Here is a 22,220-nt window from a genome sequence, read left to right on the forward strand (position 1 = left end):
GCAATGAAAGATATACTGTCCGAAATCATCGCCCATAAGCAAACAGAGATTGAACTGCAAAAGCAGACCGTCTCTCCGGAACAGTTGCAGGAGCAGGCCGGAGTCATCATCCGGGAGAATGCGGCACACCGCCGCAGCATGAAGCAGGCCCTTGCCGCTTCTTCTACAGGAATCATCTCCGAGTTCAAACGCCGTTCACCCTCCAAAGGCTGGATAAACGAGGCTGCCCGGGCAGAGGAAATACCCGCCGCCTACGAAGCCGCCGGCGCCGCCGCCCTCTCCATCCTGACGGATGAGAGGTTCTTCGGCGGTACGCTGCGCGACATCCGCACGGCCCGTCCGCTCGTCCGCATCCCCATTCTGCGCAAGGACTTCATCATCGACGAGTACCAGCTTCTGCAAACCTGCATCGTAGGTGCCGACGCCGTATTGCTCATTGCCGCCTGCCTCAGTCCGGAGCAGTGTAGCACCCTCACCGCCCAAGCCCACGAACTCGGGCTGGAGGTATTGCTCGAAATCCACAGCCCTTCGGAACTCTCCTATATAAATAAGGAGGTCGACATGGTCGGTGTCAACAACCGCAACCTCGGCTCTTTCGTCACCGATGTGGAGAACTCCTTCCGGATAGCCCGGCAACTGCGCGAAGCCACCCACGGACCGGCATCCCCGCTCCTTGTCTCCGAAAGCGGCATCTCCGACCCCGAAACCATCTGCCGCCTGCGTGCCGCCGGCTTCCGCGGTTTCCTCATCGGCGAAACCTTCATGAAAACAGCCAATCCGGGCGAAACCCTGAAAGAGTTCATCCAAGACAGTCTCATAATTGATAATTAAAAGCTGAAAGTTGATAATTGTAAATACAAAAGTCTCTCATACAGCGTTACATCGCGCAGCCAAATTGTAAATAGTAAATTGTAAATCGTAAATAAAATGTCTCCTCTCATCAAAGTATGCGGAATGACCGAAGCAGAAAACATCCGCAATGTAGAACTGCAAGGTGTAGATATGATTGGTTTCATCTTCTACCCAAAATCTCCCCGTTGTCTGTGCCAGATGCCCGGGTATCTGCCAGCCTGCGCCAAGCGTGTCGGTGTCTTTGTCAACGAAAGTAAGGAAAACATCCTGATGTATGCCGACCGTTTCAGCCTGGACTACATCCAGCTGCATGGCAATGAGGCTCCCGAGTACTGCCGTTCCCTGCGCAATGCAGGCCTGCACCTCATCAAGGCTTTCTCCATCTTGCTGCCCAAGGACCTGCTTTCCGTTTCTGCCTACAATGGTCTGTGCGACTATTACCTCTTCGACACCAAGACCCCGCAGTACGGCGGTTCCGGCAACCAGTTCGACTGGAACCTCCTGCACCGCTACAACGGACCCACCCCGTTCCTGCTCAGCGGTGGCATCAACCCCTACAGCGTAAAAGCCCTCCGGGAGTTCCGCCATCCCTATTTCGCAGGTATCGACATCAACAGCCGCTTCGAAACGGCACCGGGAATAAAGGATGTGGAACGCATCTCAAACTTCCTGAAAGAACTCAAGGGAGGTACGATTTGACGATTTACTATTTACTATTTGGCTGCGCAATATACGCCACATGGCAAATTGTACATTGTACATGGTAAATAGTAAATAGTAAATTGTAAAATTGTAAATCGTACCATGCAGCATATATTGCGCAGCCAAATAGTAAATTGTAAATTGTAAAATTGTAAATAGAAATAGTATGTTGAACCGCATTAACCAACTTTTCCAGGACAGCCCCAAGAATCTGCTGTCCATTTACTTTTGTGCAGGCTGTCCCACCCTCGACGGTACAGCCGACGTTATCCGTGCCCTCGAAAGAAACGGAGTCAGCATGATTGAAATCGGAATTCCGTTCAGTGACCCCATGGCCGACGGCATTGTCATCCAGAATGCCGCCACCCGCGCCCTGCATAACGGCATGTCCCTCCGCCTGCTTTTCGAACAATTGCGCGACATCCGTCGCGATGTCCGCATCCCGCTTGTCCTTATGGGATACCTCAATCCCATCATGCAGTTCGGCTTCGAAGCCTTCTGCCAGAAGTGCGTGGAATGCGGCATCGATGGCGTCATCATTCCCGACCTCCCTTTCCGCGATTACGAAGAGAGTTACAAAGCCATCGCCTCGAAGTATGACATCCGTGTCATCATGCTCATCACCCCCGAAACCAGCGAAGCCCGCGTCCGCGAAATAGACGCCCACACCGACGGTTTCATCTATCTGGTGTCCAGTGCCGCTACCACCGGTGCCCAGAAAGACTTCGACACCCGGAAGCAAGCCTACTTCAAGAAGATAGAGGATATGAACCTGCGCAATCCACGCATGGTAGGCTTCGGCATCAGCAACAAGCAGACATTCGATGCCGCTTGCGCCCACTCATCCGGTGCCATCATCGGCAGCCGCTTCGTCACGCTGCTCAACGAGAAGGAAGGAGATGCGGAAAAGGCTATCAGGCAGTTGAAGGAAGATTTGAAACAGTGAGCTTATTCAAATTTCATACAATATATTTTTCGCAATGAAATAATAAAAGAGACAAAATCTGCAAAGACTTGTCTCTTTTATTTTCTCCCCATCTCATATTTCACTATCTTTGTGCCCGAAAAAAGCTCTAATACGAATATCATGAAAGTCGATTGCCCTTCCGTACTATTGATTTACACTGGCGGAACTATCGGAATGATAGAAAATCCCGAGACCGGTGCGCTTGAGAACTTCAACTTCGACCAACTGCTACAGCATGTTCCCGAACTGAAGCGCTTCAACTACCGCATCTCTTCCTATCAGTTCGACCCACCGATCGACTCTTCCGACATGGAGCCTTCCCTCTGGGCAAAGATTGTAAAAATCATCAACTACAACTACGACAATTTCGACGGCTTCGTCATCCTGCACGGTACCGATACGATGGCCTATACAGCCTCCGCCCTCAGCTTCATGCTCGAGAACCTTTCCAAGCCGGTCATCCTCACCGGTTCCCAGCTTCCCATCGGCACCCTGCGCACCGACGGGAAAGAGAACCTCATCACCGCCATTGAAATAGCCGCCGCCAAGCATCCGGACGGTACTCCTATCGTCCCCGAAGTGTGCATCTTCTTCGAGAACGAGCTGATGCGGGGCAACCGTACCACCAAAATCAATGCCGAGAATTTCAATGCTTTCCGCTCCTTCAACTATCCCGCACTGGCAAAGGCAGGCATCCATATCCGTTATAACGAGCACCTCATCCACCGTCCCGACCCGTCGCGCCCCATGAAGCCGCACTACCTTTTCGACACCAATGTCGTAGTGCTCACCCTCTTTCCCGGCATCCAGGAAAGCATTATCAACTCCGTGCTTCATGTTCCCGGCCTGAAAGCCGTGGTCCTCAAGACTTTCGGTTCCGGCAATGCCCCCCAGAAAGAATGGTTCATCCGCCAGCTGAAAGAAGCCAGCGAACGTGGCATTGTCATCGTCAACATCACCCAATGCCAAAGTGGCGCCGTCGAGATGGGACGTTACGAAACCGGTCTGCAACTTCTCCAGGCAGGTGTCATCAGCGGCTATGACAGTACCCCCGAATGTGCCGTCACCAAACTCATGTTCCTCCTGGGGCATGGACTGAACCAAGCCGAAATCCGCCACCGCATGAATTCCGACCTGGCAGGAGAAATCACCAAGATTTAGTAAAGCGGCAATACAGAGGGCATTTAGTAATATTGATAATTTTCAAGACAAACTTGCATTATCTATCCATGCAAAATCGTTAAAAAGCGTTAACCAACACGCTTTTATCCCCCATTAATAAAGCTTATTAGTTTAAATAAACGTACTTTTGCTTACAATCAAGCAAAACAAATGTAAAATATGGGAGAAAATATCCAATACAAACGCTTTCTGCCGCTTGTTATTCTTACAGTAGGCATACTGCTGCAGGGTTGTAAAGACGATGTTTTTAACCCCGAAAAAGTGAAAGCAGCCTATCAGGACAGGTTTCCGGTCAAGAACATAGACCCGGCTATGGATTGGAAAATGACTCAGCAGGTCCGGGTCAATGTTTCTGTATCCGAAGATACCGGCATCGACTATACCATACGTATTTACGACAAGAACCCCTTAATCAGCCGGTCATCTGCCAAACTGCTGGCAGAAGGCACCACCAATAATGCAACTGTATTTACTACCGTCATGGACTGCCCTTCTGTGCTGACGAGCGCTTTCGTGTGCCGCACCGATGCACACAGCCGCAACATAGTAAAATACGTATCCATCCAAAACGGTCAGCTCCATGCCGCTTTCGGCAGTTCCCCTGCAACTACACGTGCCGCATGGACGCGCAGTGTCAGCATCGAGACCTATTCACCGGAAAAGTCTGAGGCGGAAATCACCGCAATGCTATCAAGTGCCGAAGAAATAAGGCCGAATACCGATTTTCAAAACGGAAAAGCCTACAAAATCTCCAAAGACAATATATATAGGAATAAAATCAGCAAGGACGGCATGGGAAGTGACAATCCGGCCATCATCATCATTGAAGGCAGCTGGGAACCCAATGGAAACAACATGACCGTTGAACGAGGCTTCGAATTCTATGTGATTGACGGAGGGGAAATCGTGATACCGGACGAGCACACCTTCACTTTAGTACAATCCAGCCGGTTTATCGTCTACGCGGGTGGAACCATCAAAGGGAACGACATCGAATTGACCAATGCATCCGGAGGCAGCTACAACTACAATGCCGGCACTATGGAAATAGATGATTTCCATGTCAGCCAGGGAGGAGCATTCTATAATTGCGGTACCGTACGTGTCGATGAAATGAATTTCGACAGCGGATGCAAATTCATCAACCAGGGCAAAGCCTATATCGGGAAAACCGACAGCAACATCACTATAGACAACGGATGCTATCTATATGCGGAAGAATTTGTAGGCACACTGAACATGGGAGACACCTCCTCTGCAGAAATAGAAGATTTTGGAGATAAAAGCAATAATTACAACACCCATGTCACAATGGGTGACAACTCCATGATAACCGTACTGGATGAAGCCGAATTGTCACAAGCACAATTTATGGGCCCAAACAATGAATATGCACTGGTAAAAATCAATAAAATTGAAGATATAGGGAATTTTTCCAGCCAGGGAAACATTCATTATGAAGTGAAAGAGATTGACGATGATATCACCGAGGACATCTGGTGGGAAGCTAAATTCCTTGATGCCATCAAGAACACTGAAGGAACCATATCCAAATGGGGAGAATCCCCCATCACCATTCCTGCCGGCGACTGTACCGGTGAAGGCAACACTCCCAGCGACTCCGGCTCAGAGACACCTACCGACCCTATCCCTTATACATACGTGTTCGAGGATAATTTTCCGTTGGTAGGCGACTATGACTTCAACGACGTGGTTTTAGACGTAGAAACAATTCTTCATACTGAGGGAAAGACAAACCACATCAAGCGCATCCAGCTCGATGTGACCCTTGCTGCTGCCGGAGCGTCCAAAGCTCTTGGTGTAGGCCTTCGTATAGTAGGTATCAGCAAATCCGACATTAAAGAAATTACCACCGGAGGAGCCGACAGACGATTCCAGACATCGTTCGACGACCCGTACAGTCTGTTTAACTACAACAGTGGCACACACATGGAAGATGGGGATCCCAGTGTCGTTATCCCTATTGCGGGTGAAGTACACAACGTATTCGGTAGAAGCCCCGGAACTATGATTAATACCGGAGGAACCAGTATCACAGCCAATATGTATACCTATGAAATAATCATTGAACTGGCAGACCAGACGAAGACCGAACCCCTGTTTTCCAAAGACAACCTCGATTTCTTCATCTGTTACCAATATAAAAGTATGCAGCAGCGCATGGAAGTCCACCTCTACGAGTTCTGGGGATATGGAGCCACCGCTGCCGGAACCGTACAACAGGAAAATCTTGATTTGGCAGGTAACAACACATGGGCTATCTGCGTACCTTACGGATTCCGTTATCCGATAGAGACTATCAACATTTCACGTACAGACAACCCTACGGCCAGCGCCTATCCGGATTTCATTTATTGGGCAAAGAATCGCAGCAGCCATCAGGATTGGTACACAAATCCGGTGAAAGCAAATGTATATAGATAATATGAAAAACAGCAAACAATTAGCATAAACAATGAAGAAAATATTATTTGTAGATGACAAACCTGCCATAGGCAAGGTACTCTCGGTGTATTTAGGTAAAGAAAACGAACTGGTATATTTTGAAGATCCCCTCCGGGCGATAGAATGGTTGAATGAAGGGAATGAACCTGCTCTCATCATTTCAGACATCCGCATGCCCAGAATGAACGGCAGTGAATTCCTGCACTACCTGAAGGGAAACGCACTTTTCAGACACATCCCGGTCGTTATGCTTTCCAGCGAAGAGAGTACCACCGAACGCATCAACCTGCTTGAAGCCGGAGCTGAAGACTTCATTCTGAAACCCTTCAACCCTATGGAACTGAAAGCCCGTATCAAGAAATACCTCTAACACACACAACAAATGGATATGTTATATTATATTTACATAGGTAATGACCGGTCCACCATCAATCACTTGAGCAAAGTGACAGGAGGCATGTTCATGGCTGTTTCCTCCAGCAACAAGGCAGCAAAGGTCATCGACAGCATACGCGAGCGATATAACACTTCCATTCTTTACGAGCAGAACGAACCTCTAAAAGACAGCCAAGACATTAGCTTCCTGCACAAACGTTTCCCGCGCGTCTATATCATCCTCATCACTCCGGGGCTGCAGACAGAAAGCCGCAAGGTTTATTTGCAGGCAGGGGTCAACAATACCCTCCCCCCCCAAGCTGATGAAGAGAGCATCCGGCAGATGACAAAATTTCTCCAACTGCGCAAAGAACATAAGCTACAAGAGTTCAGCCAGTCGCACCGCAAGATATTCAATACCTTCCACCTGCCTATGTGGAAACGTATCTTCGATATACTGTTTGCGTGTGCAGTACTCATTGTGCTTTCTCCGCTACTCATTGCCACAGCAATAGCTATCCGCATGGAGAGTAAAGGTAAAGTGATTTACAAATCCCAGCGCGTGGGAAGCAACTATCAGATATTCAATTTTCTGAAGTTCCGTTCCATGTACACCAATGCAGACAAGCGCCTGAAAGAGTTGAATGCCCTCAATCAGTATAGGATAGAAGAAACGTTGACGGACGAACAACCGGACATTCGTTTCGACGACCTGACAGGCACTTCTGAAGAAGAGGCTTCATTGCTCATTTCGGATGATTTTGTCATCACCGAAGAAGATTTTCTAAAAAAGAAAGCTCAAGAGAAGCAAAATACATTTATAAAAATAGAAAACGATCCCCGCGTCACCCGCGTAGGCCGTTTCATCCGGAAATACAGTATTGACGAGCTGCCGCAACTGTTCAACGTCCTCAAGGGCGATATGAGTATTGTAGGCAACCGCCCCCTGCCCCTCTACGAAGCAGAACTGCTGACCAGCGACGCATATATCGAGCGCTTCATGGCCCCCGCCGGACTGACAGGGCTGTGGCAAGTGGAGAAACGAGGCGGCGCCGGAAAAATGTCTGCCGAGGAGCGCAAGCAACTGGACATTAAATATACCAAAGAATTTTCATTCTGGCTGGACATGAAGATATTGTGCAAGACGCTGACGGCGTTTGTGCAGAAAGAGAATGTATAAAATAATAATTAAGGATATTAGAAAATGGCAATAAAACATATCACTTTCATAGTTTGTAATGCTATCCTTTTAGGATTGCTCATCGTCCCATTGTCTGCATCAGCACAAGAAATGACACGTGAAGAGCGAATCAAAGCACTTGAAAAATTAAAAATGGAAGACAAGTTATGGGAAGAAAATACAATAGGAAAACTATCTGCCGATATGCCATTAGAACTTCAAACCTTTGAGCTACCCCCACTTTCTGTTTTTCTGGACGCAGTAACAGAAAATGCGACTGTGAAACGGGCACAATCAGAAGTTGAACAAGTGAAAAATGAATATCGTTTACAAAAACGTGATTGGTGGAATTATTTTAAACTAAACGGTAATTATTCATACGGAAAATACAATGTGCTAAGCAACGCTAGTGACGAGTATACCCCAATGTATCAAACTACAATGTCGAATGCACAACATAGTTTTAGTGTAGGCGCAAGTGTAGGTATTAGTTTTGGAGATTTAATAAACCGCCAGCTTAAACTCAAAAAATATAAATACGATATTGAACAGCTGCAATATACTCAAGAAGAAGTAATGGAAGAAAGGAGATTAAGGGTATTAGAAGCATATAATGCGGTTACAGAACAAATGTCAACAATTAAGGCAAAAGCAGAAACTGCTGCCTTATATAATGCCCAAACTAAAATATTAGAAAATGATTTCATACAAGGAAAAATTGAAATTAGTACATTGTCCATAGAACGTGCACGAAGAACCGGAGCCGTTACAAGCTATGAGCAAGCACGTGTTACCCTGCATAATTCAGTTATTTTATTGGAAATGCTCACTAATATAAAAATTATCAAAGAAAAATAAATCGTGATGAAAGATACCTCTTTATTTATATCACAATTTCTATACCGTATTCGCTATTGGCTTTTATGGGGAACTTTATTTGTAACTGGCCTAGTAATCTATTTCACCCAGTTTCTGCCTTACAGTTACACAGTAGAAGGTAGTTTATTTGCCGGAGTTACAACAGCGACTTCCATTACTGGGAGCAGCGTAAATTACTCAGCTGTTACAAGTACCTTCGATAACCTCATCAACCTTGCGCAATCCCGTGGTACATTGGAAAAGGTTTCTATCCGTTTATTAGCGAATGCACTGACATATGGTGAAGAGTGGAAAGACAATCATTATATCCAGGCTAAGCACTATCGCCAATTACTGAGCATGACTCCCAAAGAAGTATTGGTTTTAGTTGATAGGAAAGATGTCAATAAGACGGCAGACGCACTTGCTAATTATCGAAAGGAATACGGTGATAATTTCGTATACTCCATGTTCAATCGCCCTATACCATTTTATAGTGCTTCAGCTTTAGAAACCGTAATTGTAAAACGTAAAGGTGCCAGTGATGTTCTTCAGCTTATTTATACATCTGCTGACCCGGGTATCACTCAGCAAACCATAATCATTCTTATAGATGAACTGAAAAAAGCATATGAAATTCTCCGTTTTAAAGCGACAAATGATGTTATCGCTTATTTTGAAGAACAAGTCCGTTTAGCAAAAATAGAATTAAACAAGCAAGAAGATGATTTGATGCAATATTGTGTCCAAGAACGGGTCATTAATTACGGACAAGAAAGTGAAGCTTTATCACATACCCGCTATGCTGTTGACGACCGTTTGGAAGAGGCTCGCCGCAATTATGCTGCAGCTTCAGCCTTAAGAAAAATGTTGGATGAAAAGATGGACATCCGTGCAACTATCATTCGTAATAACACCAATTTACTCAAAGAGTTAGAAAAAGTCAGTAGCTTAAACCAAAATATTATGGAACAAGAAATTTTCATATCAGATAAAGCTAGAGACACTAATAAAGAACTTAAAAAGAATAAGGAAGATTTACGTAAAGCAGAAGACAAGATTACCCATATCAGCGATAATCTGAATGAACTTAATTTTTCAAAAGAGGGTGTTGGACTCAAAGACATGGTTTCTGAATGGTTGACCGCATTAGTAAGTGAAGCCAAGGCTAAAGCAGAATTGGATGTTTTAAAAGAACGCCAACAAGATATTTTTGATCAATACAGTCAAATGTCACCAGTAGGTACACAAATCACCAGAAAACAGCGTGCAATTGGCATCGCAGAAGATAACTATCGTACTCAGTTGGGAGGTTTGGCAAATGCCAATCTACGTCTCAAAGACATTGAAATGAATACCAGCAATCTGCAAAACATAGCAGACCCGTCCTACCCCCTCACAGACAATGGACGTAAACGTATTCTTTATATCTTAATTGCTTTTGTTGGAAGTATAGTATTCATAATCACATATTTCCTATTGATTGAATTGCTAGACCGTACACTACGCGATGCAACTCGTAGTAGACGCTTGACCAAGTTGCCTGTAATTGCAGCATTCAATGGCACTAGTAACTTAAAATTCCGTGGCTTTTTGAAAGCGTGTAATCGTTTAGCAGCTGCTTACAGTTGTCGTCAATTAAATAATTATTTACAAAAAGACGCCCCCACTGTTATCAATTTACTCAGTATGGAAGCAAGAGAAGGCAAAAGTTTCCTATCCAAATATTTTGCTGAATATTGGGAAACTGAAGGTTTACGGGTACGTATCGTAACACATCATATTGATTTTGAACCGGACACCCAGCAATATGTCAATGCACAGCAACTTTCAGATTTCTGGGCCCTCAATGAAGCAGAAGAAACACCTAATATTATATTAGTAGAATACCCCGCTGTAAATACTGCCAGTATTCCTCTTCCCGTACTTCAAAAAGCAGATGTTAATTTATTGATTGCCAATGCATGTCGTTTGTGGCGTAACAGTGACAGCGTTACTCTAGCGCATATCATGGAAGGAATGGGAAATGTCCCCATATTCCTATACCTGAATAATGCTGAACGGGAGGTCGTAGAGTCATTTACCGGAGAACTGCCTCCTCAAACTCCCGTACATTCACTATTCAGTCAATTAGCACAATTAGGCCTTACGTCCAAAAAGGCTGCTGTGAAATAGCTATTTATAAAAAGTAATAAAGTTCATAATGGCACATACGACTCAACAGATACGGAACATATCTCCCAAAGTAATAACTTTCTTGTTATTAGCTTTTGGACTAATGTTCATGGTATATGCACTTATTTTTCAAAAGATTTTACTATTTGCCATTATAGTAGGTCTGCCATTGGGAGTTATCATTCTTACTTATAGTATACAAAGGCCTAGAATGAGCTATTTGTTATATGGTGCCTATACTTTCTACCTGACAGCCATCATGCGTTATAGCCGACAAGATGGACTAAGCGTCATATCTGACGGATTGCTCATATACATGACTATCTCCATTTTATTTTATTATGTAAAAAACAAAAATGACATTCGTCTTTCTAATGCTATTAATTTTTTCACTGTTACTTATATAGCATGGTTTCTGTATATTTTAATCCAATTCATTAATCCGGCAAGTGATAGCACTAGTTATATCGCAGGCATTCGAGGCTGGCTATTATCAACTCCTATACTTTATTTTGTCTCCTGCATTTTACTAGACAATCCTAAAACTCTAAAACGCAGTCTGATTATTATCGGGATATTTACTATAACAGCTTTTCTGAAATTATTATATCAAAAGTACCGATGGTTTGATGCTGCTGAAACAGAATGGCTGATGGGAGGTAGTTGGTATACCCATATTTTATCCTCCGGAATCCGCTATTTTTCCATTTATAGCGACGCTGGTAATTTCGGCTCTAACATGGGAATGATTTCGATTGTTTATGGAATCATTGCATTTCATACTTCCGAAAAATGGCTACGTATATTCTTTTCTTGTATTGCACTTATGGGAATAGTAGGAATGATTATGTCCGGTACCCGAGGTGCAATGATTGTTCCTCTAGGAGGACTGGCACTTTACTGCCTAATCTGCAAGAACATAAAAATAATGGTAATTTCAGCTTTGGCTGTTATCATGCTATATGCATTCTTCGCATTTACTGAAATTGGTGATGGTAATGCGCTAATACGGCGTATGAGAACTGCTTTTAGACCTCAAGAGGACACTTCATTCAATGTCCGTATAGAGAATCAAAAGCTTATTGCCGAATATATGCGAACACATCCTTGGGGAGCTGGACTGGGAAAAGGGGTAGCCCGGGTTAATGTAAACAGTGACGGAGTTGTGGAAGATACGATTCCACCTGATGCGTTTTATGTGGATATTTGGATACAAACCGGTACTATAGGACTTCTTATTTATATCAGCATGTGTATAGCCATTATAATATATTCTTGTTATATTATAATGTTTCGCGTCCGTAATCCAGGGCTTCGAAATATACTAACAGCTTTTATATGTGGTGTATTCGGAATATGGCTCAATGGGTATGTAGGACGTGGAATGGGTATGACTCCTTCATTCTTTATGGTTGCTGCTTCATTGGCCTTTATTATGAACGGTCCTTATATAGACAGATTGTTAAGAGAATCTAAAAGTGAAATATTGAATACCAAACATTAATTTTATTAAGAAATAAAATAAAATAAAAAATGAACGAATTCTTTTCCATATTCAATCCTGACTGGTGGGCAGACGAGAACAACAATGCGTTACAAATGACAGATGCTATTTTATATCTGCTCTTTTTAATCCCAGTAGCCTACCTCTTCATTTACGCAATTGCGTCATTGATGAAATACAAGAATCCTTACCCTGAAGCCAAGAAACAACATAAATTCTTGGTGCTCTTCAGCGTACTCCGTAACGGAAAGGAAGTTATAGAATCCATCAATTATTTCCTTGATACACAAATATACCCACGAGAGAAATATGATATAGCAGTAGCTGCTACCCAACTTACGGAGGAAGATTTAACAACTCTGTTGCAAATGCCAGTCAGCATTGTAGTCCCAGATAAAGAGCATTGTACAAAAGTATATGCCATTCAGCAGGTTATGGAACGATATTCTCCTCATGAGTATGATATGATAGTCGTTTTCAACTCTGATAATCGCGTTGTCCCCAATGCATTGCATTTGTTGAATAATGCCTACTACTCCGGCTGTGATTCCATACAAGCACACCGCATGACGGAAAACTTAACAACTAGTACAGCTGTTTTAGCAGCCGCCGGCGAAGAAATCAACAACAATATTTTCCGTAAAGGACATACTAAACTAGGTTTTTCGTCTGCATTACTTGGTTCCGGAATGGCTTTTGATTTCGAAATGTTTCACCGCATCAGCCCGACACTGGAGGGCTCTGACCTTGCCAAAGCTGTAGAAATAAAGCTGCTGGAAGAGAATATATACACTGAATATATGCAGGAAATCATCTGCTATAGTAAAAAGCAGGACAGCGCCCAAGGATATAGCCGAGAACGTCAACGCTGGCTCTCTGCACAATATAATAGTACTTTCTTGGCACTGAGACGTCTGCCATTGGCGTTTCTTCAAGGAAAGTGGGATTATTGCAACAAACTATTCCAGTGGTTGTTACCATCACGTTTTTTACTCATTGCCTGCATCACCATTGCGGCAGTAATCTTCACCATACTTGATTGGACCTTATCCTTCAAATGGTACATACTACTTTTACTCATCATAATTACGTTCTTAATGGCTTTACCGGAAGGTGAAATAAACAAGCGTTTCAAACACGCTGTATGGGCATTGCCTATACTGATTTTCGCTTCCATTTTCAGCCATTTCGGACGTATTTTCAAAAGTACAAAAAAGAATAAATGAAAATAGCAATCGAGGCCCAACGTATCTTCCGCCGCGACAAACACGGAATGGATTTTGTCGTTCTTGAAGTCTTAAGGGAACTTCAGAAACGGAAAGATGGCAATGAGTACTATGTACTTGTTGCTCCCGGTGAAGATTGCTGCCTCAAAGAATCAGACAATCTCCACATCATCGAACTGCGTTGCCCCACCTATCCCCTATGGGAACAGATTGCATTACCACGAGCTGTACGCCACTTAAAAGTAGATATATTGCATTGTACCTCAAATACGGCTCCATTGTGGTGCCCCATACCGCTGGTACTTACATTGCATGATATTATTTACTTGGAACCACGCCAACACCGAAATCCCTCGCTATATCAAGAAATGGGATGGCATTACCGACGATTGGTTGTTCCGCGTATCTTAAAGAAATGCAAGAAAATCATCACTGTTTCACATTTTGAATGTACACGCATCCGCGAAGCACTGCACCTGCCTAATAGACAGATAACCGCTGTCTATAATGGATATAATACACATTTCCGTAAGAATGAAACAATTGACGAGAATATCATTCAAAAGTATATCCCACAGGAAGGTTTTCTGTTCTTTTTAGGGAACACAGACCCCAAAAAAAACGCGGCACGCACGCTGAAGGCCTATTCACTTTACCTGAAAGCATCTGTAATAAAACGCCCGTTACTCATTGCGGACTTAAAAGAGGAACATATTGACGCACTCCTCCAGCAAGAAGGTATAACAGATATAAAAGTACATTTATTCTATCCGGGATATATTGACAACCGTGATTTGGTAACCCTCTATAGTGCAGCTTTTGCTTTCCTTTATCCTTCTTTAAGGGAAAGTTTCGGCATTCCAATGCTGGAAGCAATGGCTTGCGGTACTCCCGTAATAACCAGCAATACCTCTGCAATGCCGGAAGTGGCCGGAGCTGACGCCATCCTTGTCAATCCGCAAATGCCGTCAGAAATTGCAGACGCCATCCTGCAATTAGAAAAGAACAATGATTTCTATCGGCAACAATCTGCTTACGGACTAGAACGTGTAAAACAATTCTCTTGGAAAAGCACAGCTGAAGAATATGTGAAGATTTACAATGAAATCCATACACCATAAACCCACACCTCTAAAACTATGGCAGACTTCATCATCACCAGCCTCCAATCCTGGGACATCGAGATAGGAAGCACCATCAAGAACACCGCATCCGAGATAGCAAAGAAGCACCGTGTACTCTATGTCAATCCTCCCATGGATATTGCCACAAGGTTACGCATTGCAGCAGGAAAAGGGCCTCTATCTCCTACAGGCCATCGACAGCTGGAAGTCATCCAAAGCAAATCGGCTCCATTGCGGCAAATCAATGAAAATCTATGGGTATTGGACTGCCCCTTCATCATACACTCCGTAGGACAACTTCCTACATGGCTATTCAACTGTCTCAATCGCCGGAATTGCAAAAAGATTGGCAACTGGATAGTACAACAAGCCGATGTTCTTGGTTTCAAAGACTATACGCATTTGATTGATACCGACCTTTTCCGAAGCCTGCATCTCAAAGAATATATCTGCCCGGCAATCAGCATTTATTATCGGCGCGACTATGTTATCGGCTTTCCCTATTGGCGCAAGCACGGACCACGTTGCGAAGAAATGCTTGTACGTCAGTCAGATATCGTACTGGCAAATTCCAGTTACTTTGCAGAACAGCTCCGACCTCTGAACCGGCACACATATGTATTGAATACCGGTGTCAATCTTGAACTATACGATGCTACCCGGCATTGGGACAAACCGACGGATATGCAAAACATCCCCTCGCCAATAGTCGGCTATACGGGAGCTATCATCGAAAGCCGCCTGGACAGTGAACTGCTATACAATATCGCAAGGCAGTTGCCCGGCTACAGTTTTGTTTTCGTCGGACCTGAAGACAAGCATTTCCAAAAGCACCTGCTACACAATTTAAAGAATGTATTCTTCACAGGACGTAAGGAAGTGGAAGAACTGCCGAAATATATACAGCACTTTGACATCTGCATCAATCCACAGATACTCAATTCTATAACAGATGGTAATTACCCACTGAAAATAGATGAATACCTTGCCATGGGAAAACCTATAGTAGCTACCAGCACACATACCATGCGTAGCATCTTTGCCGGACACACTCATTTAGCTGTTTCAACAGAAGAATGGATAATAGCACTGAAAGCAGCAGCAAACGAAGCAGGCAACCCAAAACTGGAGAATGCCCGCATTGCCTTTGCGCATACACACAGTTGGGGACATAGTGTACAGACAATTTACAATGCCATTACCAGATATGTGACAAAAAAATAAGGTAACTATATACCACTTTGCACCAAATAGTAAATTGAAAGTTTAATGGAATTACATTTATTCATGTTTCAAACTTTTGTATATTTGCCATACGTTCAATAAGAAAGATGCAAAAATAGAATAGTAAAGTCTGGATTTTAAATGGAAATAGATTATGAAAGATGAAATTTCCGAAAGCAACAAAATTCATTTCGCTGTTATGGCTCTTGGGGCCAGCTCTCGAAAGATGAATATCTCACCCATGGAGATGTACGGGTAGACTTATTCAAACGCCTTGTTTTAGACTGCTATGACGTGATGCATACACAAAGTTTAAAACATGTTTCCGAGGATTTAGTTGAAGCTTTGTCAAATTGGGAAAAACAACACAAATTCAACAGATAAGTTTTTTCTACATTTGCCATATTGCAAATATACGAAATCTATCGGGCGAAATTCGTATCTTTGTCGCGTTTTTCTTAAAAAAGTATTATGAGTAAAAAAAGTAACCTTTACCCTCCGTAGCGGAGACAAGGACGCAGTAAACATCGAAAAGGATACTGCACACAGTAGAAATCCATTATTGGATCAGTTGGAAATCATTGCAGAGGCCATTGACTATTTGCTGAAAGGAAAATCGTCTTTCTCCCAAAGCGAACTGCGCAGTCTGGCCCACATACGGCAGATGACACGCATGCACAAAACAAAGTCCGGAGAGTAATAACTACTGTGAGTCAAATGTTTACGGACGTAACAAGTAGAAGGATGCCTAAAGAGAGAGCTCCACCGGCTACCTTCTGTAAAAAAAACACATATTTCTCCATTGTATGCCTAAGCACCCGAAAAGAGGCTGTAACACACGCAGGACAGCTTCTGGGGTCGGTGAGACGCCGCTAAACCCTACAAAAGTCCATTTGCAGGCTTGTTCTGTTATACGTAACTTTGCCGCATATTTTAAAAGATACGACCGCCGAGCAGTCTCTCCTTACACGTCACTATGAAGCCCTTCTATCCTTTCAGAATATAAGATAACTATCAGGAAATAGAAAACTAATACACGAAGAAAATGATTTGGTTCAAACACCCCAACGATTTGCCTAATGACAAAAGACTGGCCGCACTCATCGATAATGAAGGATGCAGGGGCTATGGCATGTATCTACGCATCATCGAGATGCTCTGTGCACAGCCCGACAGGAAACTCAGTTTCAATCAGCTGAATATTATTTCAAGAAAAGGATTCTCCAGAAAATACATGGAGAAAATCATCTGGGAATACCAACTTTTCACCATCCACGAAGAAGAATTCGAATCCGCCATCGACTTCAACCATACGGAAAAAGGAAATCATTTGCAAAATGATTTGAAAACTCCGGAGAAAAACGAGGAAGCAAAAAACGCACATAACCAACTGAAAAACAGAAAAGATAGCAAGAAAACCGAATCCGCGCGCGTAAGAGAAGAACAGAATAGAGAAGAACAGACGAAAAGAAAAGACGACGATGTCGTCCCAAAGAACGGCGGCAACGGCGGCATCACTCCCTACCAGAGCTGGAGGAAGCAAGTGGATGGCTTGTCGAAAAATCAACTGTTCCGTGAAATGGTCTGCATGAGAAGCGGCTACAGTGTCCTGCTGAACAAGCATTTTGATACGGCACTGGAAGAATTCAAGAAACACATCGTACTCCTCGGAAAAGAGGAGAGGATGAACAGCCAGGAAGAAGTGCGAAGCTACTTCACGTTCTACACCCAAGCCGGCCAGCGCACCTCGCAGGAGCTGCATATGCTGTTGCAGGGCCTCGAAAAGCAGCAGTCCGCCGCCGCACCTCCCGACCCCTACCGCTACGAGCAGCTTGTGGACGGACGGCGCACCTACCTGGGCTGCCCCATCCCCGACGGAGCGCCACCCCGACCGGACAATACCGCCTTCTGGAACGAAACGGCCCGTTCGTGGACTTCGCAAACCCCACCGCCTTCATCGAAAAAGCCGAAGCAGAAACCCGGCTGAAACGCCACACTCCGGCATCCGGAATGCCACACTTCAACGTTCCGAATGCCACACCTCAGCACCCCGAATGCCACACCTCAGCATGTCCCAAGTGTGGCATTTCCCCCCGTGAAGTGTGGCATTTCCCCCCGCGAAGTGTGGCATTGGAAGGGGTGAAACCATTCATGTATAATCATTTTTCAGACAAAAGAACAAAAAGACAAAACAAGAAAACAAACAGGTTCTTTTGTTCTTCTGTCAAACAAACTAAAATCATTATGAGAAATTTCCATCAACACGGTATCGACACCCGTGGCCGCATCAGCGGCCGAATCAAGACCATCTGTCCGCAATGCAACGACACCCGCGGACACAAAGGCAACAAATCACTCTCCGTAGATCTGGACAAAGGCTTGTGCTACTGCCACCACTGCGGCTACAAGTTCTACGTGCCCGACGACGCCGAAGAGCGCCTGAAGCAGCAACGCCGCGACATGCGCCGAAAACCCGCCGCACCGCCCCAGCACTTCCGCCGCCCCGCCTTCGACCCTGCCCGGATGCAACTTTCCGAGAATCTGGAACGCTACTGGACCACCGTACGCTGCCTGCCTCAGGAACTGCTGCGCGCCCTGCGCATCACCGAAGAAACGGTGCGCCTGCCCGAAACCGGCCAAGAAGAGAACTGCATCTGCTTCAACTACTTCGAGAACGGGACACTCGTCAACACCAAGTACCGCAGCGCCCGGAAGCACTTCATGATGGTGAAGGGAGCCGAGCTCATCCCCTACAACGTAGACAGCATCCTGGACACCCCGGAGTGTATCATCACCGAAGGCGAGTTCGACGCGGCAGCCGTCATCGCTGCCGGACGCAAGGACGTCGTCTCCGTGCCCGCCGGCGCCCAGAGCAACCTCACGTGGCTGGACCGCTTCGTCGAGTCGCACTTCGAAGACAAGCAGGCCATCTACATCGCCGTAGACGAGGACCCTGCCGGGCAGTCGCTCCGGCAGGAACTCACGCGTCGCCTCGGAGTGGAACGCTGCCGCATCGTGCACTTCGGCGAGGGCTGCAAGGATGCCAACGAACACCTGGTGAAATTCGGTGTCGAAAGCCTCCGCATCTGCATCGAGCAGGCCGAAGAAGTCCCCCTCGAAGGCATCTTCACCGCCGAAGACTGCCGCGACGACCTGCGCTCCCTCTACGAGAACGGCCTGCAACGCGGTGCCGACACCGGTTGGGACAACTTCGACGAGCACTGCACCCTCGAACCTCGCCGCCTGCTGGTCATCACCGGACGCCCCGGCGACGGCAAGTCCGAATTCACCGACGAACTGGTGCTGCGCCTCTGCCTGCGGCACGAGTGGAAAATCGCCTTCTTCAGCCCCGAAAACATGCCCATCGCCTACCACCTGCACAAGCTGGCGGAGAAGCTGACCGGCCACCGCTTCACCCCCGGACCGGGCATGACGGAAGCCGTCTACGAGCAGGCGGTGGGCTGGCTGGACCGCAACGTGTCGCACATCTTGCCCGACGACGGGAGCTACGGCATCGACCACATCCTGGAGAAAGCCCGCCAGGTGGTGCGCCGCAAAGGGGTGCGCATCCTCATCATCGACCCCATGAACCGCCTGGAGCAACATCTGGAACCGGGGCAGACGGAAATGGCCTACATCACCGACACCCTGAACAAGCTGGGACGTTTCGCCATCCTCAACCAGTGCCTCGTCATCCTCGTGGCCCATCCCCGCAAGGTGAACCGCAACGAAAAGGACGGCACCCTGCGCCGTGTCGAGATGAACGACATCAACGGCTCTGCCAACTTCGCCAACATGTCCGACTTCTGTCTCGTGGTAGACCGCAACGACACCAAGCAGATGGTCACCGTCTACATCGAGAAAGTCCGCTTCAAGCATCTGGGCAGCGCACACACCGATGCCAAGTTCGTCTACAACCACCTGAACGGCCGCTACTGGCCCTGCGAGGAAGCCTATATCCCCACCCCCGAAGGGGACAGACCGGGACCGGTGAACACGCAGTTCGACAACGAAAATTGGTTGAAAAATAGTGAGGAACAAGGTAGGTTATTCGAGTAAAAATCCGTATCTTTACAAGGCAGGAAGAAGATGCAGTCTCCCCCTTATAGCCTTGTCAACTTGTTCACTGAAAGCAGGTCAAAGACATGCGAAACTTAAAAAACATATAACCTGAACTTTAAGAATAATGATGAAACAGAATGATTCCTTTGCAGAGCCCCGTTTCCCCGTCCGCAGCTACGGGAAAGGCGAACTGGCCATGTACTACCTTCCGGGCATTGCCCAGCAGACTGCCGTCAACCAGCTGAACGAATGGATACGCACCGCCCCCGGTCTGGAACAACGCTTGCTTGCCACGGGCATGAACCCCTATTGCCGACGGTACACGCCCGCACAAGTACAGCTGATGATTGATGTTTTCGGGGAGCCTTCTTAAAAGGAAAGGAAGGAAAGGGGAAGGATTAGGGATTAAGGGTTAGTGATTAATGATTAATGAACACAAGCTCATCCCTAATCCTTAATCCTTAATATTGTTGTACTTTTTAACGCATTCAAAAAGAAGACACAGAAAACACCTGACAGTGAAATCAGAAAGGCTTTAAAATTAAAGAAGGGACTCCCGAACGTGAAAAAAAACGCGAAAAAGCATGGGAAGAGTACAATGCCCAAATCCTATTGGATGCCCGTAAAAATGCAAGGCTTACACAAGCGGAGCTTGCCAAACGTATAGGAGCCGACAAAGGTTATATTTCAAGAATAGAAAGAGGACTTACAGTTCCTACAGTTTCCACCCTGTATCGAATTGCAGCAGCCATGGGACTGACAGTGGAATTACGGCCTATGTAAAATCAAGCCGGACTCTCCGGACTGCCCGAAAAAACCTTGTCATGCTCTCTTTCAGGGCGCGGAATTACGCGGAATAACACGGATTTTTCTTTATCTTTTCCGCGTAATCCGCGAAATCCGTGCCTAAAATCATAACGTAAGCGATGACCGCACATCCCTAACCCCTAATCCTTAATCCCCAATAACCTCCCTTATCCTCCCCCCTCCTCCTCCTCCTCCCCCAACCTCCATCCTTCCCTGCCCCATGTCCTATCTTTGTATCAACGAAACGGAGCAGAGGCCATCGCCGCGGAGACACCGCTGTCCACTTCGGAAATGAACAATTCTAAATTTAAAATTAATCAACATGTCAACAGCATTGGTAGTGCGCACACAGCGCCACAAGAAAATCGGGGACAGCAACTCCCCTATGGTCCACACCCTGAAACGCAAGCCCCAAGATGCCAAAATCTTCGACCTTGCCCGTATAGCACAAGACATTGAAGCACTGGGCGCCATGTCGGCCGAAGACGTGGAGCACGTAGGCAAGGCCATCGTACGGCAGATGCGCCAGACGCTTACGGACGGCAACAGTGTCCGTCTGGACGGTTTCGGCATCTTCCACACCACCTTCAAATGCCGTGCCACCGAAGTGGCCAAAGACTGTACCGTAAAGAACATCGAGCGCGTCAACATCCGCTTCAAGGTGGCCAACACCCTCCGGCTGGTGAACGACAGCAACGCCACCACCAAAGGCGGAGCCAACAACCTCGTCTTTGAGCTTGTATCCGAAGACAAGAACAGCTCCGGAGGCGGTTCCGGCAACAACACCCCCGGTAGTGGAGGTTCGGACGGAGACCAGGGGGAGAATCCGTTGGGATAAAAAAGAGGGAGTAAGAATTAGGAATTAAGGATTAAACATTAAACATCATGAGTACAAAATCATCAGCCTGGGACAAAATTCTGAAAGTAATCATTGCTGTAGCTTCGGCACTTTTGGGCGCATTCAGCGCACACGCCATGAACAGTGGTGGTTCCCTTTAGCGAACAGCCCCCAAAGGCAAACAGTAGAAAAAAATGAGAAAAATCGACTTGATTGTGATACATTGCAGCGCCACGTGCGAGGACCGTCCCTTTACCGGGCAGGCTCTGGAAGCCGCGCACCGCCGACGTGGATTTGACGGCACGGGCTATCATTTCTACATCCGCCGTGACGGACAAATCCTGACCACACGCCCGGTCGAGAGGGCCGGCGCCCACGCCCGCGGCTACAATGCCCACTCTATCGGAATCGCCTACGAAGGCGGATTGGACCACTATGGAAATCCCAAAGACACGCGCACCGAATGGCAACGGCATTCACTCCGCGTACTGGTCCGCGCTTTACTGATGGACTATCCAGAAGCAAAAGTGGCGGGACATCGCGACCTCAGCCCCGACCTGAACAACAACGGAGAGGTGGAACCGATGGAATGGACGAAACAATGCCCGTGTTTTGAAGTAAAAAAAGAGAAGTGGTAACCAAGAAAAGAGAGGGTATACACCCTCTCTTTTAATAAAA

23 protein-coding genes are annotated in these 22,220 nt (G+C 46.1%); all 23 read left to right on the plus strand.

The genetic code is table 11. From position 1 onward, the window contains the following. Positions 1 to 3: 3 nt before the first annotated feature. The 23 genes from trpC (at position 4) to DWZ67_RS06005 (ending at position 22,180) form a co-directional block, all read left to right on the plus strand. Positions 4 to 831 (plus strand): indole-3-glycerol phosphate synthase TrpC, encoded by an 828-nt coding sequence (gene trpC, locus DWZ67_RS05895; RefSeq protein ID WP_120138359.1) that lies wholly within the window; start codon positions 4 to 6, stop codon positions 829 to 831. 96 nt (positions 832 to 927) lie between these two features. Next, complete coding sequence (locus DWZ67_RS05900; protein WP_005837318.1) at positions 928 to 1,551, plus strand: phosphoribosylanthranilate isomerase; 624 nt, start codon at positions 928 to 930, stop codon at positions 1,549 to 1,551. A gap of 169 nt (positions 1,552 to 1,720) precedes the next feature. Next, a complete protein-coding gene (gene trpA, locus DWZ67_RS05905; protein ID WP_009038310.1) occupies positions 1,721 to 2,500 on the plus strand; it encodes a tryptophan synthase subunit alpha in 780 nt (259 codons plus the stop codon). 141 nt (positions 2,501 to 2,641) lie between these two features. After that, positions 2,642 to 3,682, plus strand: a complete 1,041-nt coding sequence (locus DWZ67_RS05910) for an asparaginase (protein WP_117652636.1) — start codon at positions 2,642 to 2,644, stop codon at positions 3,680 to 3,682. A 180-nt stretch (positions 3,683 to 3,862) separates the two neighbouring features. Next, positions 3,863 to 6,148: an LruC domain-containing protein gene (locus tag DWZ67_RS05915; protein WP_120138361.1), complete on the plus strand. Its 2,286-nt coding sequence runs from the start codon at positions 3,863 to 3,865 to the stop codon at positions 6,146 to 6,148. A gap of 31 nt (positions 6,149 to 6,179) precedes the next feature. Next, on the plus strand, positions 6,180 to 6,539 hold the full coding sequence (locus DWZ67_RS05920) for a PleD family two-component system response regulator (RefSeq protein ID WP_016273897.1): 360 nt from the start codon (positions 6,180 to 6,182) through the stop codon (positions 6,537 to 6,539). An 18-nt stretch (positions 6,540 to 6,557) separates the two neighbouring features. Next, complete coding sequence (locus tag DWZ67_RS05925; protein WP_035458053.1) at positions 6,558 to 7,724, plus strand: sugar transferase; 1,167 nt, start codon at positions 6,558 to 6,560, stop codon at positions 7,722 to 7,724. Positions 7,725 to 7,748: 24 nt separating this feature from the next. Further along, the gene (locus tag DWZ67_RS05930) at positions 7,749 to 8,582 is read left to right on the plus strand and encodes a TolC family protein (RefSeq protein WP_016273899.1); all 834 of its coding nucleotides are present in this window, start codon (positions 7,749 to 7,751) and stop codon (positions 8,580 to 8,582) included. Positions 8,583 to 8,588: 6 nt separating this feature from the next. Next, on the plus strand, positions 8,589 to 10,757 hold the full coding sequence (locus tag DWZ67_RS05935; RefSeq protein WP_117952020.1) for a hypothetical protein: 2,169 nt from the start codon (positions 8,589 to 8,591) through the stop codon (positions 10,755 to 10,757). Between the two features lie 28 nt (positions 10,758 to 10,785). Next, entirely contained in the window at positions 10,786 to 12,261 is a 1,476-nt protein-coding gene (locus DWZ67_RS05940; protein ID WP_016273902.1) for an O-antigen ligase family protein, read from the plus strand. Between the two features lie 29 nt (positions 12,262 to 12,290). Beyond that, on the plus strand, positions 12,291 to 13,487 hold the full coding sequence (locus tag DWZ67_RS05945) for a glycosyltransferase family 2 protein (protein ID WP_016273903.1): 1,197 nt from the start codon (positions 12,291 to 12,293) through the stop codon (positions 13,485 to 13,487). Further along, positions 13,484 to 14,608 carry a glycosyltransferase family 4 protein gene (locus DWZ67_RS05950; protein ID WP_016273904.1) on the plus strand — a complete coding sequence of 375 codons (1,125 nt, stop codon included), beginning with the start codon at positions 13,484 to 13,486 and terminating at the stop codon, positions 14,606 to 14,608. Before DWZ67_RS05945 ends, DWZ67_RS05950 begins: the two co-directional genes overlap by 4 nt. An 18-nt stretch (positions 14,609 to 14,626) precedes the next feature. Continuing rightward, positions 14,627 to 15,835, plus strand: a complete 1,209-nt coding sequence (locus DWZ67_RS05955; RefSeq protein ID WP_016273905.1) for a glycosyltransferase — start codon at positions 14,627 to 14,629, stop codon at positions 15,833 to 15,835. 297 nt (positions 15,836 to 16,132) lie between these two features. Next, a complete protein-coding gene (locus tag DWZ67_RS20370) occupies positions 16,133 to 16,219 on the plus strand; it encodes a hypothetical protein (protein ID WP_229094616.1) in 87 nt (28 codons plus the stop codon). Between the two features lie 187 nt (positions 16,220 to 16,406). Continuing rightward, positions 16,407 to 16,535: a hypothetical protein gene (locus DWZ67_RS20570; protein WP_258985407.1), complete on the plus strand. Its 129-nt coding sequence runs from the start codon at positions 16,407 to 16,409 to the stop codon at positions 16,533 to 16,535. Between the two features lie 345 nt (positions 16,536 to 16,880). Next, the gene (locus DWZ67_RS05975) at positions 16,881 to 17,822 is read left to right on the plus strand and encodes a DUF4373 domain-containing protein (protein ID WP_016273907.1); all 942 of its coding nucleotides are present in this window, start codon (positions 16,881 to 16,883) and stop codon (positions 17,820 to 17,822) included. 257 nt (positions 17,823 to 18,079) lie between these two features. Continuing rightward, on the plus strand, positions 18,080 to 19,894 hold the full coding sequence (locus DWZ67_RS05980; RefSeq protein ID WP_016273908.1) for a bifunctional DNA primase/helicase: 1,815 nt from the start codon (positions 18,080 to 18,082) through the stop codon (positions 19,892 to 19,894). 127 nt (positions 19,895 to 20,021) lie between these two features. Next, positions 20,022 to 20,270 carry a DUF4248 domain-containing protein gene (locus DWZ67_RS05985; protein ID WP_016273909.1) on the plus strand — a complete coding sequence of 83 codons (249 nt, stop codon included), beginning with the start codon at positions 20,022 to 20,024 and terminating at the stop codon, positions 20,268 to 20,270. 93 nt (positions 20,271 to 20,363) lie between these two features. Next, on the plus strand, positions 20,364 to 20,564 hold the full coding sequence (locus tag DWZ67_RS20655) for a type II toxin-antitoxin system RelE/ParE family toxin (protein WP_410492079.1): 201 nt from the start codon (positions 20,364 to 20,366) through the stop codon (positions 20,562 to 20,564). Beyond that, positions 20,510 to 20,680: a helix-turn-helix domain-containing protein gene (locus DWZ67_RS05995; protein WP_410492077.1), complete on the plus strand. Its 171-nt coding sequence runs from the start codon at positions 20,510 to 20,512 to the stop codon at positions 20,678 to 20,680. Before DWZ67_RS20655 ends, DWZ67_RS05995 begins: the two co-directional genes overlap by 55 nt. A gap of 346 nt (positions 20,681 to 21,026) precedes the next feature. Continuing rightward, a complete protein-coding gene (locus tag DWZ67_RS06000; RefSeq protein ID WP_057089602.1) occupies positions 21,027 to 21,542 on the plus strand; it encodes an HU family DNA-binding protein in 516 nt (171 codons plus the stop codon). A 47-nt stretch (positions 21,543 to 21,589) separates the two neighbouring features. Further along, complete coding sequence (locus DWZ67_RS20060; RefSeq protein WP_016273911.1) at positions 21,590 to 21,703, plus strand: smalltalk protein; 114 nt, start codon at positions 21,590 to 21,592, stop codon at positions 21,701 to 21,703. 33 nt (positions 21,704 to 21,736) lie between these two features. Then, positions 21,737 to 22,180 (plus strand): N-acetylmuramoyl-L-alanine amidase, encoded by a 444-nt coding sequence (locus tag DWZ67_RS06005; RefSeq protein ID WP_005827473.1) that lies wholly within the window; start codon positions 21,737 to 21,739, stop codon positions 22,178 to 22,180. The last annotated feature ends 40 nt before the right edge of the window (positions 22,181 to 22,220 follow it).

The sequence above is a fragment of the Bacteroides sp. AF34-31BH genome (assembly GCF_003602795.1).
In the GTDB taxonomy this organism is placed as follows: domain Bacteria; phylum Bacteroidota; class Bacteroidia; order Bacteroidales; family Bacteroidaceae; genus Bacteroides; species Bacteroides uniformis.